The organism is Streptomyces sp. B21-083, from assembly GCF_036898825.1.
Lineage (GTDB): Bacteria > Actinomycetota > Actinomycetes > Streptomycetales > Streptomycetaceae > Streptomyces.
On sequence record NZ_JARUND010000001.1, the window covers coordinates 2,297,348 to 2,310,794 of the forward strand.

Below are 13,447 nucleotides of genomic sequence, written 5' to 3' on the forward strand. Positions count from 1 at the left end.
GAAATGAGAAAGGCCGCCACCAGGGCGACCTCGTTGATCAGTTGGATCCGGGGAGCGGATTCGAGTCATGCTCAGCCAGTGCCTGCCGGAACAGGCGGAGCTGGTCTCCCGGATGGCCTTGGGCATACTCGCGGTAGATGCGATCCCACTCCGCCGCCTGTGGCGACAGTTCGAACCGCTGCCCTCTAAAGACGGGCACTATCGCGCAGTGGCAAGAATTGTGGAATTTGACCACCGATGCGTCGCCGGAGAACTGGTCGTTCGCATCCCGGCCCGCCGACCCGGCGGTCTTATAAATAGAACCGCGCGAGGCCATGAGCTTGCAGAAGGAGCAGGCACCGAGCGCAGCGGCCCGCGCGTAGGCGACCGCTTCCCGATCGCGCTTCACCGCTTGCCGCACTGTCTCCCGGCCGCTGTCGGCGACCAGCTTCTGCGTCACCCCATCCGCCTTGACCATCGCTGCCGACAGGCGGACATCGAGCGGCTCCAGCTGGGTGACCGTCGCGTCCGCCTCGTCGCGAGGCCACAGATCCTTCGTGGCCCAGCGCAGCGATGCATCGACCTGCTCATCCGGTGGCGGATCGGCCCGCGGCACCGTGAATGAACCCAGCACACCAGCCGCGTCCCGCTCCCCGTCGTAGAAGTCGGCGGCCAGCATGTCGGACGTGTCCGAGTAGCGGGCCACGACCTGCGTTACCGCGTCGATCCACAGCGGCACCGTGGCCTGCAACTGGTCCGGGTTGATGAGCCGTCGAAGCGTCGCCAGATCACGCAGGAGCAGTCTGGTGAGGCCGCGCTGGGCGGCACGCCACCTGCCGGACGAAGCGGACCCGTCAGAGGTTGTCGATGCCAAGGCCAGCCCCCGCCGGAACCGGGCTGCGTCCGTTACTGCCGGAGTCGAGTGCGGCAAGCCTGTCCATCAGTGCACTTCCGTCAGCCCGGCCTGCACTGCGGCGCCGATCGGCTGCCACCCGCTGCCGCTGGCCTTCCGTCAGCCCGGCCATCTCCAGCGTCACATCGCTGTCCGCGGGGAGAATCCCGGCCTGGACGAGCTTCACCGTGGCGTCCGCCTGCGCGGCCACCGTCGGTGTCGCAGGATTCCGCCACACCGTCTCGATACGGCGCGCCTTCTCCGGCGGCTCGCCATCCCGAACCCACAGAGCGAGGCGCATCGCCTCCTGCCAGGCGTGTCCGAACCTGCGGATACGCCGCTCGCTGCGTTTCACCAGCTTCGCCTCGGTCGACCGGATGGCATCCGCGCTCGCCGGGTTGTCGGTGGTGTAGCCGAGCATGTGCGGCGGCAGGCCGAACTGCGACGACATGATCCGGGCGTACAGGTCGATGATCCGCGTCATCGCCGTCGGGTCGTGAGCCGCGAACTGGCCCACCGCAGGGACGTTGCCGTCTTCGTCCCGCTCCAGCGCGAGGACGCGCCCGATGTACGTCTCCCACGCCGACTTCGCCGTACCGTCCGCGTCCTGAAACGCCGACTCCGACGCGCCGAGGATGTAGCGCTGCGGGGCACCGAAGAACTCCGCCGCCACCTCCATGCCCATCAGGCGCCGACAAGCCGCATCCGTGATGGACATGACCTCGGGCGTGATCTCCGACTTGCCGACCCGGTCCGCGGTCCGCTGCCGGTTCGCCAACCGCACCACCGGCACCACACCCAGCTGGTGCATGTCCCGGTCGATGACCTCCCAGCCGCCACTCGACGACGGCAGACAGGTGATCGTCTGATCCGGCAGATACAGGACCAGCATCCGCTCCTCGGGACCCGACTCGACATACGTGTCCGCCCGACACTCCCGCAGAGCCGCCGTGCCCATACGCAGCCGGGCATCCCACAACAGCGTCATATCCAACGGCGACTCAACCGAGATCAGCGGCGGACAGTCGTCCGTACCACAGTCCCCCGACCCCACCGCCAGATACTCCCGCCCGTACACCAGCGCATCCAGATGAGCCAAACTCGACTCGTCGAACAGGTCGTTGGCCTCGGCGATCTCGTCCAGGTCCGCCGAGTCGGAGCCGTCGGCCCACCGGAACGCCTCCAAGTCGAGGCGCTCCTCCAGGCTTTCGACACCGACCCGGGGCCAGCCGATCACCGTATGCAGGCCCCTCAGCTGCGGCGGAATGCTGATGCCGAGATCCCGCACCAGCTGCTCGCCGTTGAAGTAGGAGTCCCGCAACTGCAGAGACCAGCGGTCCCGCAGCAAGTCCGCCCGCAGCAGGCCGATCAGCGCGAGCTCGTCGTCCGACAGCGTCACCAGCGGCAGTTCGGGAATCGAGACAGTCACCGCAGCACCACCACCCGTCCCTTGCCCCGCACAGTGGAGCGCTTGGCGTTCTTCGGACTGTTCAGGACAGTGCGCCGCAGCATCCGGGCGCCGATCATGCAGACAGCGAGGTCGATCTTCCGAGCGGACTCGCGATGTTCCTTACCGATCGTGATCCCCCAAGCATTCGTTCGCCTGCGGGCGTTGATCACGTGGGTGCGCATCACCTTGTGCCCGTCATGCACGAGAGTCCGCTGCAAGATGTCCTCACGGGTGCGCTTCACCGCCTCCGTGAACGTCTCCTGGTTCCGCCGATCGCGCATGTCCCAACGGACAGCGTGCGCCTTCGGGCCGGCCGCCACAGCGCGCAGCAGAAGCTTCTTGCCGTGTGCCTGCCCCCAGCGGTCCAGGTAGGTGTCCCAGTACATTTCGCCGTCCTCGTCCTGGCCCGAGCCCGGGTCAGCGAAGAACGCCATCACCTTGAACCGGCCGAACGCGTTCGCGACCACGCCGTCGACGTCCTCGCGCGGAACCGACCACGGCACATAGCCCGGCGTCTCCGGCGAAGGCCAGTTCGGCGGCCTCTGCCACACCCCCAACGTCGACACCAGACCGTCCGACATACGGCACGCCGCAAGACCCGTAGCGTCGTCCGACTTGGAACCGTCGAAGAACATGACGACCTCGTCGCCGTCCGCCAGCGCCAGATCCTCCCGCTTGCAGGCATCCCACTCGTAGCGGGCCATCCACGCATCCTCGGCCGCGGCGATCTGGTTGTACCAGAAGCGCCGACTACGGCTGGGGGGATTTCGGACGTCGAGGATCGACGCCTTCAACCGCTCAATGTCCAGCCATGTCGAATCTCCGCGGACCGCCTTCAGCGTCGGAACGATCCATGCCTCGGTGAGCTTCGCCTCGGGCGGAGCCTCCAAGGAGTCGTAGAACAGGCCGGTTTCGACCGCCCTGCCGGCCTCGATCGCCTCGTAGGCGTCCCGGGTTCGCTCGGCGACCGAGTCCTCGCCGGGCTCGAAGGCGTTCGTGTCTGCCAGCGTGCGGGACTGCCCGTCCGCCGACTTTGTCGCGTTGCGCTCGATGACCGCAGCCATCTCGTGCCCCGAGTTCGACTCCAGCCAGTGGTGGGTCTCGCCCATCGACGTGAATGTCGGACGTCCGCCCTCAAGGGCGCGCGGCGACGAGGTCACGGCCTCGATCCGAGCCCGCCCTTTATCGGCGTAGATGATCTCCTTGCCGAGGTCGATGCGGTACTCGTCGATCGCCCGCTTCGACAGGATCGACGGGAACAACGTCATCGTGTTCCGCGTCTGATCCTGCGACACCGCAGCGATCTGCACCCACGCTGCCGGGTGCTGCATCCCGAGCGGCTGGCCGGGCGGGACACCCCACTCGTTGCCTTCGTCTGCGACTTCATCGAACCGGCATGGGCCAACGAACTCGAAGCCGGCCCACGTCGCCTTAAGCGGGTCCTTGCCGTGACCCTTCAGCCTCTGGATCACGCCGTCACGCCACAGGAACCGATTCGTCGCCGGATCCATCGCGTACCACCACAGCGTCAGCCGGGCCTGCTCAGGCGTGTACTGCCACGCCTTCCCGGCGTAGTGCTGCAGGTACGTCTTGGTCCACGCCAGACAGTGCCAGCCCAGCGTGTACTCGGGCAGCACGAACTTGCCGTCCGGGCCACGCTTCCACGTCGGGCCGAGCGTGAACGGTACGACGACGTCCGGGACCTGCTCCTCAACCTCCGGCGAGGTCACGATAGGAATCCAGCGGGCTCACCGACGCCAGCTTGGGGCTGGCCGGCTTCCGCTCCAGCTCCATTCGTGCCCGCCGCCGGTCACCCTCCGTCGTCAGCAGCGACGACATCACCGAGTTCAGCGCGGCCACCAACTGGCCGTTCGGGCCACGCTCCGACAGCAGCACCTTCGACATCAGGTCCGCGGCATACCGGGCCACCGCCCAGTCCGACGGCTGATAGAACGCGGCCTGGCCCGACTCGCGCAGCGACAAGTACCAGTCCGAGGCGATGGGATGCCACAAGGGATCCGCATCGGGCAGGTCCGGCACGTCGACAGGCGCCCCAGACGGCGCCTTCGTGACCGTGTCCTTCTCTTCCTTCGAGCGATGACCCATGCGCTCCTCGGAGCGCTTACCGATAGGTCCACGAGCGCCCATGACGACCTCCAGGGTCAGAGCACGCCACCAGGGCGCACAGAGGGCTGGAAACAACGACACCCCAACTCGGGGACGCCGCCGGGGCGTCAGAGCGAGGCGATCAAACCGGCCGCATCAGGCAGCACGGCAAGACTGAGAGGCGTACCCGGAACCCGGTCGCCCACGATCATGTAACGGCCGTCCGAGTACACCTCGAACGCCAACTCCCCCCGCCGGATACGCCGGCCGTGCGGCACTGCGCCACGGAACCACAGGTGCAGGCCCGTACCGGACCGGCCGCGCTCCATGTATGTCGGTGGCAGCTGGTCCACGATCGCCTGCGCCCACGGCAGCACCCGACCGCCCTCAACGGCATGGTCCAGGTCGACGACCACGATGCCGTCACCGGCCGTCAGGACGAAGCCGACACCGTCACCGGTGCTCGAAGCCGCAACCGTCCGGTAGTCCGACCAGGATGACGGGTCCTTCACCGAGGCGAAGCGGCCGTCCGTGCGCATCGGCACCTTGTCCTTGTGTCGCACCCAGCGAGGACGAGACGTCAACTCGGCCGGGATACGGGCCTGCTGCTCTACGACTACGGCGGCTTCACGCTCGACCTTCCGTGCGCGGGCCGCCAGGACGCGATGCGAGTTCGAGCAGTAGCGGCGGTCCGACCGGTGCACGACCGGCAGCTCTCCCCCGCAGTGCTCGCACCTCTGAAGCGTCCCTGGCATGAGACCAGGATAGCGGAGGCTGTTAACGACTACAGCGGCTTGACCTGCACTGTTACCGATCTGCGACCGAAAGGGGGTGGGGGGTGTCTCGCGCGCTCCCAACATCACCGCAGGTCAGGGCCCTGGAAACCCGGGGGGATGTCAGGTGCTATACGGCCCCGATCCTAAAGGATCATGGGGAGGGGGTATGTCCCCTATGTCCGTTTCGATGTTGGATCTTGAAATGAAGATCAAATTACCTTTGATCGCATGTCCGGACATGCACCATCAAGGTCGTCACGACAGCATCGACGTGATCACCGAGTCGCGCTGTCGCGTCGACCTCCGAGGATCAGGTCGATCGGTGTGAGCGCGTCGCACTCGGGACACTGGACCTGGACTGCACCTACCGTACTCACCCGTCCTCCGTCCCCTGCCGTGCCGCAGCCGGCGCGCGACCTACCCCTACCGCCCACCCTGCTCCCTGCCGTCGAGGGAGTGATGCACCAGTAGCCAGCCGACCGACTCGTCCTCCTCGGTGACTGGCCTGACCTCAGACCCGCACACACAGTCGGGCTCGGCCGTGGTGGTGTCGTGGCCGACCAGGTCGGCGATCGGCGTGACATGAAGCGTGCTGGTCACCGCTTGCCGCTCTTGGACTTCCCGCGGTTCGCACGCGAACCTGCGTAGATCCCGATCGCCTGATGCATGCGAAGGTTGCAATATCCCTTCGCCCGAGGTCCTAGGAACCGGCTCGTCCTGGCCACACAGCGCGTCCACGCCCCGGAGTGCGGGGCCCATCCGATGCCGGCCGCCTTGCCCCGGCTGGTGGGCTGATCGCTCCAGTAGCGCCGTCCTTCGCGGACGATGCGGCGGTTGCCTTTGGCGCGAGTTGCCACAGCTCTCACTCCTTCTGCGGCGCGGGCTCCTGGTCTTGGGGTTCGTCTACCCGGGTGATGCAGGCGACTTGTTCGGTGGGGAGTGCGACGGCGATGCCTTGGTCGTCGGTGAGGATGGCCCAGCCGTCGCGGATGTTGAGGGTGAGGGCGGGGTCTTCGATGAGCATGTCGCCGCGCTGGCTGGCTGCATGTTGGATCAGGTAGGCGGGCATGGTCACCGCCTCACAGCAGTCCGGGATGCGCCTCGCCGGGGCGCTTCCGTCCGGGCCGCGGGTTGGCGCGCTGCGCGTCGTTGCCCTCGCGGCTGCTCTTCGCGTCGTGGCAGGGTCCACACACACCCTGAAGATCGGCATCCCCGTTGAGGTCGGCCTTGGCCACGATGTGATCGCAGAACCGGCTGGGCCTCACCGAGCAGATCTTGCAGATCGGGTCCCTCGCGAGGATGCGCGCCCGGATCTTCGGCCACCCTGACGGAAGCCTCGCCTTGCGGTTGCTTGAGCCCCAGCCTCCGGGCATGGCCTACTCCTCGGGGCTGCGTTCGGTGTTGCTGCTGGGTGACCAGCCTGCGAAGCCGGCGCGCCGGTCGGTGGGGCTGCTGGCGACGGCGACCCCGTACAGCCGGACGGCTGTCTCTTCGGCTCGCCGGAGTGCGTCGTCGGCGCCGGTGACCTCGACGGTGATCTCGCGGACGCCGTCGGACAGCTTGACGGTGACGTCAGGCATCGGGTGCAGGCCGATCGGTCACGAGCGCGCGCAGCGTGCCGCATTGGTCGTGCGCGACGGGCGCGTTGTCGGTGCTGCTCCCGGCGTAGGCGGAGCACTCGCCACAGATGGCGCTGCCTCTATGGTCGACGGGCCGGTGGAGGTTGCGGACACGCTCCAGAGCTTCGGCTTGCGCGCCGCGTTCCTTGCGGAGGCCGCGTGCGGCGTTGCGGATGTCGTCCCAGTCGCGGGTGCGGTCCATGCCGAGGGCGTCGGTGATGGCGGCCTTCTGCTGGTTCAGCTTGGCTCGCCAGTCCGAGCAGGCGGGGCAGGCGTACAGGTCGCCGCCGTCCCAGGAGCGCCCGTCGATACAGTCGGCGCCGCAGTATCGGCAGGTGGGCCCTTCGGCTTCCGGTGTGCTCGTCTTCAGGGCCGTTGTGATCTTCCCTTGCGCGGCAAGGATCTCTTCCTGCACCTGCTGGCGGAACGTCTCGAAGTCGGGCTCGACGCGGATCTTCAGCGGGTATCCGTCGGGGTCGACGGGCGTCTCGTTGGCGGGGATGTCGATGGTGTCTTCGAAGACGAGGACGGCTCGGGCGCCGGTCTGCTGGGCTGTCGCGAAGCCGAGGTCACAGCGCAGCGCTTCGAACGCGGCGTCGTCCTTGGGCATCTGGTCGATGACGAGCACGAACGGCGTGATCATGTCGTCGCCGTGGTGTTCGGTGGGGAGTTCGAGGATTTACAGGCGGGCCATGGCGCGGGCTCCTGTGCGGTGGGGTTAGGGCTTCCAGCGGGGTCCGCGTAGTGCTTCGGGCACGTCGCTGGTGGTGATGGGCACGGTCAGGCGGGCACGTTCGCGGAGGCGCCGCTTCTGTGCCGGTGTCGGTTCGGGCAGCTCCGGCCGGTCGAGTCCGGCGAGGGTCTCGGGTGTGATGCCGTGGGCGTGCGCGAGGTCGAGCAGCTCGGGGCAGTCGTTGAGGTTGTCGGTGACGGGGTCGCAGTAGTCCTGCACCCACTCGACTCCGCATCCGTCGCAGGCTGCCGCGCGGGGAGTGTTCGCCGCCGCAGGGTCGAGCGCGTGTCGGGCGAGGATGCGGCGGTCCGCCTCGCAGCGGCGCAGTGCCGCGAAGACGGGCTGTGCGTCCGTGACGTCTTCGCCGATCGGTTCGACGTCGTACTGGGCGATGGTGAGTTGCGGCCCGTCGGGCGTCTGCTTCACCTCGGTGACGGCCCCGGTGATGACGGGCCCGTCGCCGCTGGGCTTGAAGGCGACACGTCGGCCTTGCAGTTCGGCGCGCACGCCCGCCTCGACGCGGTCGACTTGCTGGGTGATCCAGGCGTGGAGATCCATCACGGCGCCACGTCGGCTTCCTGTGGCTCCTCGGCGGGCTTACCGAAGAACGCGCCCATGATCTTGCTGAAGGTCTGCTCTGCCTGGTCGGCTAGTTGGTGGCCGCTGGCTTTCTGGATGTAGCCGCTGATCGCGGCGGCCTGGTCGCGGACTTCGGGCGGTACGGCGTTGAGGACGCCGCTCAGGCAGCCGTCGCTTTTGCCGTGCAGTTCTTCGTGCCGCTGCATGGCGATGACGAGGTTCCATGCCCACAGGGGCAGGTCGGGTACGGGGGAAGCCATGGGCGCGGGCCTTCCGTGGGTTCAGTGCTGGTGGATGCGACGGAGTAGTACGCCAGACCAGGTCCGGAGTTCGTAGTCGTCGCCGTTGCAGTCCTTGATCAGGCATACGGGCGGGCCCGGGTAGATGCCGCGTTCCGGTTCGGGCGGTTGGCCGATGCCGAGTTCGCGTTCGAGTTCGGCGATGCGCTGGTAGTCCGGGGTAGGCATGGCGCGGGCCTCCGGCGAGTCAGGCGGGGATGACGGCCCGTTCGGCGATGATCGCCTGGATGGCGTCGGGATCGCCGGTGGCGTCGACGTAGCGCTGGCAGTGCTGCCCGTTGGCGATGTGCTGGGGGCTGCCGTGGCCGACTTCGGATGGGTGCCACAGGTGTGTGATGGTGCCCGGGTGGGCGACGGTCGGTCCGAGGAGTGCGTCGGCTGCGATGCGATAGGCGGCGTCCTCGTGCCCCCAGCCGCTGAACCGTTCGTCCATGCCACCCGCTCGCCACCAGGCGTCGGGCTGGATGACGATGATGCCGCCGGTTGCCCATTGGTGTTCGAGTTCGGCGGGGCATTGGTCGGCTGGCGCACCGGCGAGGTGGTCGATGGTGCCGCGTTGGGTGAGGCCTCGGTACCAGGTGTACGGGAGGTGCATGACGCCGTCGGCTGCCGCAGTGATGGCGGCGTGGAGGGGTTCGGCTTCGACGAGAGTGTCGGCGTCACAGATGACGACGACGTCGGCTCCGGCCGCCTGCGCTTGCCGGACGCCTTCGTTGCGTGATCCGGCCCGGGAGAACGGCGTGTGCCCGCTGTCGACGTCGAGATGGATCGCGTCGGGCAGCAGGGCCCGGAGGTGAGCACGGACGACCTCGTGGTGGGCGTTGCGCTCCGGAGTGCCGGGTCGCCACGGGATGACGACGGCGACGGTCATCCGGCCTCCGCCAGCACCTGGTCCAGGATGTCCCGGTTGCCACTACGCTCAGCTCGCTGCAGATCCTCTACCAGTCGGAGGAGCGCCTTGTTTGGGCGGAACCACTCCCCGCCAACTCGCTGCTTGCGGAAGCGCTCGTGATAGTTCGACTCGTCCAGTCGATCGCCCGGCGTCGACGCAAGCAGGGTGACTGGCCCAACGGTCATACCCTCGGGCATCTTGCACCCGCCCTGCCCCAGGTTCCTGATTCGGGCGTGCAGGTTGGTCGTCGTTCCGATCTTGATCAGGCCGTCCCGCTCGACGAAGTACACAACAGACGCTTGACGCAGATCGCGCGCTCGCTCGAAGGTTTCGCGCTTCACCTGCTGGCCTTTTTCAACAAGCCCGGCGTCACGAATAGCGCGAATGAAGACCTCGCGGTAAGCCTCCGGCAGCGAGACTCGGGACCAGGGGGACCGAAACTCCGCATAGCTCCTGTTCCAGAGAGCCCGGCGATCTTCATGTCGGTCGCATGCACCGCCACCGTCTGCGCGTAGCTTGCACCGCGTTCCGTTTTGGTTGATCGCTATGCAGCGCGTCGGTTGCTCGTAGCGGTGCTCGAAGCGCTCCATGTCAGTCAGGTTGTCGCCGAGGTCGTTGTAGACGACCGAGTCCCAGTCGCACTCAAGGCAACCAATCACTTCTGCCTTTTCGCCATCGAGGCTGACGATCGCGTGATGGCCACGCTCCCAGCGCCTCTTCTCGCAGTGCTGAATCACGGCTTCCTCCAGGGAATGCGGAAGCCCCGACGCCTGGAACGTCGGGGCTTCCTTCCCGCCGGGATCAGCGGCGGGCGTATGGGTGGTGGGTGGATCAGAGGGCGCGCCACAGGCTCCAGGGCAGGTTCGCGTCGACCCGTTCCATCTTGAGTTCGGCAGCAAGTTCGTTCTGCCGCTCAACGCTCCAGGTGGTGACGTCCAGCCACGCCACGCCCTCTGCCGGTTCGTCGGCGACGGGCCAGTCGAGGGCGAGAATGCCGCCCTTCTTCACGACGGCCCGCAGGTTGCCGATCAGGGCTTCGACGGTCGCATAGTCGTGGTGGATGAGGACGGCGAGGCTGTAGACGGCGTCCATCTTGCGGCGCCCGAGATGCTTCGCGAGGTCGCTGCCGTCGGACTGGAGCGTGGCCATGTCGGGGTCGCGTTCGGCGAGCCCAGCCAGCATGTTCGGCGACGAGTCGACGCCAGTGACGTCGTAGCCGAGCTTCCGGAGCGGAATGGCGACGCGGCCGTCACCGCACCCGAAGTCCATGACCTTGCACCCGTCGGGCAGGACAGTGCCCAACAGTGCGGCCTGGTTTGCCCCAGACGCCCAGTAGGCGTCCTCGTCGATACCCCGAGTGGGGTGGATCGAGTTGCGGGCATCGGGCTGATCCCAGGCGGCGATGATGTCTGCGGCGCTCACTACTTCCTCCCTACGCGGATGGTGGTGACGCCCGGCCGGTCGGGCATGTAGCCGTGCGGGTCGATGACCACGGAGCCGGCGGGGATGTCGTACCCGGTGAAGCAGTCGTGCCTGGTCGTGACGACGTAGACGGCTGGCGTCAGCGCTTCGTCGGTGATGTTGCCGTCGGCGAACGGGTCGTGGTGCTCGACGTCGAGGCCGCGGTCCCGCAGTTGCTCGGCGAGCAGGAGGCCGGCGGAGCCGTTCACGAGGCTGACGTTCGGCTTGTACGCCTTGCCGAGCAGCGTGATGGGCAGGCCGCTCATGCGGTGCCAGTGTTCGACGAGGTCGGCGAGCCATGCGGACTGCTGCTCGCGCGCGTTGGAGACGTAGCCCATGAGGTCGACGGACAGGTCGAGGCGGTTGGCGAGCCAGCTCATGGCCTGGTTGTCGCGTGGGTGGCAGGCTCCGCTGTCTCCCATGCCGCCGCGCATGTAGGCGGGTGAGGTGATGCGGTCGGTGGCGAGTGCGAGGCCGTCGGCTACGGCGTCACAGTCGGCGCCGGTCTTCTGGCAGATCTCCATGACCATGTTCGCGAACACGATCTTCATGCTGATGAAGCAGTTGTAGGCGACCTTTGTCAGCTCCGCCGATTCGATCGACACCGCATGGATGGGCCGGTCGTGGACGGTGCGGTACAGGTCGGCGACGTCGGCGATCGCGCCGGGACTGTCGGAGCCGAGGAGGACGAACTCGGGGTGGAGGAAGTCCTGCACGGTTGTCGACATGGCGATGAAGTAGGGACCGTAGACGAGGCACACGTTCGGTCCGCACAGCGGTGCGAGGTGGGCACGGGTGGTGCCGGGTAGCACGGTGGAGATGATCACGATGGTGATCTGCTTGCCCTGCTGCTCGGCTGCCTGGGCGACGTCGCGGACGGCTTGGATGAGGTAGCCGTACTCGAAGTCGACGGGCTCGTCGACGATCGGCTTCTCGCCGCCGTACCGCGGGTCGTGCGGGGTCTGCACGGACACCATGACGATGCCGTCACTCGCTGCGACCACGTCGGCGGGTGACGGCATGACCAGCAGTCGTGCGCCGTTGAGGAGTTCCTCGATGCCCGCCTCTTCGGGTGACGGTGCGGATCCGTTGAGGATCTGCTGGGCGCGCGGCGACGGGTCGTAGCCGAAGACCTGGTGGCCGCCGTGCTTCGCCAGGGCGAGCGCGCACGTCAATCCAAGGCGTCCAAGGCCAAGCCAGCCTACGTTCATCTGGCCGTCTCCTTCTTGCGTAGGACGGCGGCGCAGTACCGCTGATTGGGGGTGAGGTATGCGAAGCGCTCGATGTCGAAGAGATCGCCGAAGCGCTGTTCGATCCGGGCTTCGCTGTACCAGTCGGCGTATTCGCCGACGAGGTCGAAGTAGCGGACGAACTGCCCGAACGCGGGGTGGGTGGTGACGTCATCGGGGGGTTCGGTGCCGGTGGCTTGCCGCCAGCCGTGGTCGCTGTAGACCATGAGCCGCACACAACCGCCGGGCCGCAGCAACTCGTGGGCGCGTTCCATGATCTGGCGGGCCCACGGGATGTGGTGGAGGACGCCGTTGCAGTGGAATACGTCGTAGGAGGCGGGATCGGCGGTGATGTATGGACCCTCGCCCAGCACGCGGTAGATCGTCAACCCGGTCTCGTGCGGGATCTGGTCGGCGTACAGGCCGAGGACCCGCACGGCGAGGTGGAGGTTCTCCTCGCTGATGTCGGCGAGGTCGACGCGGTTTCCGGCGAGCGCGAGTTCGAGGGCTTCCACGCCGGTGCCGCATCCGAGGTCGAGGATGTCGAGGCCGCCAGGCTCGTCGAGGCCCATCAGCTCGCGCCACAGGCCGCCGTGGTTGCGCCAGCCCGTGTACCGGGTGGCGCGCATCTGTTCGACCAGGTCGCGCAGTTGGTCGTCGGGCAGCGCCAGGAGGTCAGCGGCGGGGATGTAGCCCACGTCATCGACGGGCGGCCGGGACCAGGCTGCGGTCTGGCGCTCGAAGAAGCCGGGGTCGGTCACGGTGCCCCCAGAAACGTGCGGAGTGCGGTCACGTCGGCGGCGCGTGCGGCTTCCATGGCGGGGCTGCCGTAGTCGGCGGTGCGGTAGCCGGCCAACGATTCGGCGCGGGTGGCGTCGTCGTGTCCGCCGGTGAGGTCAGCCCGGTCGTGGAGGATGTCGATGTCGACGCGCTCATGCCGGTCGAGGGTTTGGCCGAGGTATTGGATCCACGAGTCGCAGTGCGGCGACAGGCTGACGTGCCCGAGGTGCCGGGTCCAGGCGGCGGGCCAGATGGGGAAGGTGTTGCAGGTCGGGATGTCGTTCGATCGCGGCCACAGCACCCTGGGTGCCTGTTCGTGGACGATGCTGTCCCAGCCGTCGGTGAGGATGCGGGCGTCGTCGTTCCACAGCATCAGCCAGGCGCCGTCGGCCTGTTCGGCAAGCCGGTTGACGTATTCGTGGAGGCGCGGGTAGCCGTAGCGCTCGGGCGCGGTCCACATACTGGCCTGCCACGGTAGATCGACGTCGACGGTGTCGGGGTCGTCCGGGTCGGCTGCGATGAGAATTTGGATGCGGCCGGGCCGGTCGGCCTGGTTCAGGAGGCTGTCGATGCTTTCCGTGAGGGCTTTGGGCCGGCCTCGGGAGGGCAGCAGTACCGAGATCAGCAGGTCGTCGGCCATGGCGCGGGCCTC

General features: G+C 67.5%; 19 protein-coding genes. All 19 read right to left on the bottom strand.

The genetic code is table 11. The annotated features are described in order from the left end of the window. Nucleotides 1-37 precede the first annotated feature (37 nt). Nucleotides 38-853: a VG15 protein gene (locus QA861_RS10100; RefSeq protein ID WP_334587896.1), complete on the bottom strand. Its 816-nt coding sequence runs from the start codon at nt 851-853 to the stop codon at nt 38-40. Then, entirely contained in the window at nt 834-2,300 is a 1,467-nt protein-coding gene (locus QA861_RS10105) for a phage portal protein (RefSeq protein WP_334587897.1), read from the bottom strand. The genes QA861_RS10100 and QA861_RS10105 overlap by 20 nt, the downstream gene beginning before the upstream one ends. Continuing rightward, nucleotides 2,297-3,832 carry a terminase large subunit domain-containing protein gene (locus QA861_RS10110; protein ID WP_334587899.1) on the bottom strand — a complete coding sequence of 512 codons (1,536 nt, stop codon included), beginning with the start codon at nt 3,830-3,832 and terminating at the stop codon, nt 2,297-2,299. Before QA861_RS10110 ends, QA861_RS10105 begins: the two co-directional genes overlap by 4 nt. Nucleotides 3,833-4,031: 199 nt before the next feature. Then, nucleotides 4,032-4,469: a phage terminase small subunit gene (locus QA861_RS10115; RefSeq protein WP_334587900.1), complete on the bottom strand. Its 438-nt coding sequence runs from the start codon at nt 4,467-4,469 to the stop codon at nt 4,032-4,034. An 86-nt stretch (nt 4,470-4,555) separates the two neighbouring features. Next, nucleotides 4,556-5,182 carry a bifunctional DNA primase/polymerase gene (locus QA861_RS10120; protein ID WP_334587901.1) on the bottom strand — a complete coding sequence of 209 codons (627 nt, stop codon included), beginning with the start codon at nt 5,180-5,182 and terminating at the stop codon, nt 4,556-4,558. Between the two features lie 444 nt (nt 5,183-5,626). Further along, nucleotides 5,627-5,803: a hypothetical protein gene (locus tag QA861_RS10125; protein WP_334587902.1), complete on the bottom strand. Its 177-nt coding sequence runs from the start codon at nt 5,801-5,803 to the stop codon at nt 5,627-5,629. Between the two features lie 262 nt (nt 5,804-6,065). Continuing rightward, nucleotides 6,066-6,272, bottom strand: coding sequence for a hypothetical protein (locus QA861_RS10130; RefSeq protein ID WP_334587903.1), 207 nt, complete (start codon nt 6,270-6,272; stop codon nt 6,066-6,068). A gap of 10 nt (nt 6,273-6,282) precedes the next feature. Continuing rightward, entirely contained in the window at nt 6,283-6,576 is a 294-nt protein-coding gene (locus QA861_RS10135; protein WP_334587904.1) for an HNH endonuclease signature motif containing protein, read from the bottom strand. Between the two features lie 3 nt (nt 6,577-6,579). Next, a complete protein-coding gene (locus tag QA861_RS10140; RefSeq protein WP_334587905.1) occupies nt 6,580-6,783 on the bottom strand; it encodes a hypothetical protein in 204 nt (67 codons plus the stop codon). Further along, the gene (locus QA861_RS10145; protein WP_334587906.1) at nt 6,776-7,465 is read right to left on the bottom strand and encodes a hypothetical protein; all 690 of its coding nucleotides are present in this window, start codon (nt 7,463-7,465) and stop codon (nt 6,776-6,778) included. Before QA861_RS10145 ends, QA861_RS10140 begins: the two co-directional genes overlap by 8 nt. A gap of 75 nt (nt 7,466-7,540) precedes the next feature. Continuing rightward, a complete protein-coding gene (locus tag QA861_RS10150; RefSeq protein WP_334587908.1) occupies nt 7,541-8,116 on the bottom strand; it encodes a hypothetical protein in 576 nt (191 codons plus the stop codon). Then, the gene (locus QA861_RS10155) at nt 8,113-8,394 is read right to left on the bottom strand and encodes a hypothetical protein (RefSeq protein WP_334587910.1); all 282 of its coding nucleotides are present in this window, start codon (nt 8,392-8,394) and stop codon (nt 8,113-8,115) included. The genes QA861_RS10150 and QA861_RS10155 overlap by 4 nt, the downstream gene beginning before the upstream one ends. 21 nt (nt 8,395-8,415) lie before the next feature. Beyond that, nucleotides 8,416-8,601 (bottom strand): hypothetical protein, encoded by a 186-nt coding sequence (locus tag QA861_RS10160; protein WP_334587912.1) that lies wholly within the window; start codon nt 8,599-8,601, stop codon nt 8,416-8,418. Nucleotides 8,602-8,620: 19 nt separating this feature from the next. Beyond that, nucleotides 8,621-9,304 (bottom strand): glycosyltransferase family 2 protein, encoded by a 684-nt coding sequence (locus tag QA861_RS10165; RefSeq protein WP_334587914.1) that lies wholly within the window; start codon nt 9,302-9,304, stop codon nt 8,621-8,623. After that, the gene (locus QA861_RS10170; RefSeq protein WP_334587915.1) at nt 9,301-10,062 is read right to left on the bottom strand and encodes a GIY-YIG nuclease family protein; all 762 of its coding nucleotides are present in this window, start codon (nt 10,060-10,062) and stop codon (nt 9,301-9,303) included. The genes QA861_RS10165 and QA861_RS10170 overlap by 4 nt, the downstream gene beginning before the upstream one ends. 94 nt (nt 10,063-10,156) lie before the next feature. Then, nucleotides 10,157-10,747, bottom strand: a complete 591-nt coding sequence (locus tag QA861_RS10175; protein ID WP_334587916.1) for a class I SAM-dependent methyltransferase — start codon at nt 10,745-10,747, stop codon at nt 10,157-10,159. Next, nucleotides 10,747-11,997: a Rossmann-fold NAD(P)-binding domain-containing protein gene (locus tag QA861_RS10180; protein ID WP_334587917.1), complete on the bottom strand. Its 1,251-nt coding sequence runs from the start codon at nt 11,995-11,997 to the stop codon at nt 10,747-10,749. The genes QA861_RS10175 and QA861_RS10180 overlap by 1 nt, the downstream gene beginning before the upstream one ends. Then, the gene (locus QA861_RS10185) at nt 11,994-12,776 is read right to left on the bottom strand and encodes a class I SAM-dependent methyltransferase (RefSeq protein WP_334587919.1); all 783 of its coding nucleotides are present in this window, start codon (nt 12,774-12,776) and stop codon (nt 11,994-11,996) included. The genes QA861_RS10180 and QA861_RS10185 overlap by 4 nt, the downstream gene beginning before the upstream one ends. Continuing rightward, nucleotides 12,773-13,435 carry a glycosyltransferase family 2 protein gene (locus tag QA861_RS10190; protein ID WP_334587921.1) on the bottom strand — a complete coding sequence of 221 codons (663 nt, stop codon included), beginning with the start codon at nt 13,433-13,435 and terminating at the stop codon, nt 12,773-12,775. The genes QA861_RS10185 and QA861_RS10190 overlap by 4 nt, the downstream gene beginning before the upstream one ends. Between the last annotated feature and the right edge of the window lie 12 nt (nt 13,436-13,447).

Bases quoted from the DNA above. Each gene is read 5' to 3' on its own strand.
- QA861_RS10110 (WP_334587899.1), bottom strand. From the start codon at position 3,832: ATGGATCCGGCGACGAATCGGTTCCTGTGGCGTGACGGCGTGATCCAG.
- QA861_RS10115 (WP_334587900.1), bottom strand. From the start codon at position 4,469: ATGGGCGCTCGTGGACCTATCGGTAAGCGCTCCGAGGAGCGCATGGGT.
- QA861_RS10120 (WP_334587901.1), bottom strand. From the start codon at position 5,182: ATGCCAGGGACGCTTCAGAGGTGCGAGCACTGCGGGGGAGAGCTGCCG.
- QA861_RS10130 (WP_334587903.1), bottom strand. From the start codon at position 6,272: ATGCCCGCCTACCTGATCCAACATGCAGCCAGCCAGCGCGGCGACATG.
- QA861_RS10135 (WP_334587904.1), bottom strand. From the start codon at position 6,576: ATGCCCGGAGGCTGGGGCTCAAGCAACCGCAAGGCGAGGCTTCCGTCA.
- QA861_RS10140 (WP_334587905.1), bottom strand. From the start codon at position 6,783: ATGCCTGACGTCACCGTCAAGCTGTCCGACGGCGTCCGCGAGATCACC.
- QA861_RS10145 (WP_334587906.1), bottom strand. From the start codon at position 7,465: ATGATCACGCCGTTCGTGCTCGTCATCGACCAGATGCCCAAGGACGAC.
- QA861_RS10155 (WP_334587910.1), bottom strand. From the start codon at position 8,394: ATGGCTTCCCCCGTACCCGACCTGCCCCTGTGGGCATGGAACCTCGTC.
- QA861_RS10160 (WP_334587912.1), bottom strand. From the start codon at position 8,601: ATGCCTACCCCGGACTACCAGCGCATCGCCGAACTCGAACGCGAACTC.
- QA861_RS10165 (WP_334587914.1), bottom strand. From the start codon at position 9,304: ATGACCGTCGCCGTCGTCATCCCGTGGCGACCCGGCACTCCGGAGCGC.
- QA861_RS10180 (WP_334587917.1), bottom strand. From the start codon at position 11,997: ATGAACGTAGGCTGGCTTGGCCTTGGACGCCTTGGATTGACGTGCGCG.
- QA861_RS10190 (WP_334587921.1), bottom strand. From the start codon at position 13,435: ATGGCCGACGACCTGCTGATCTCGGTACTGCTGCCCTCCCGAGGCCGG.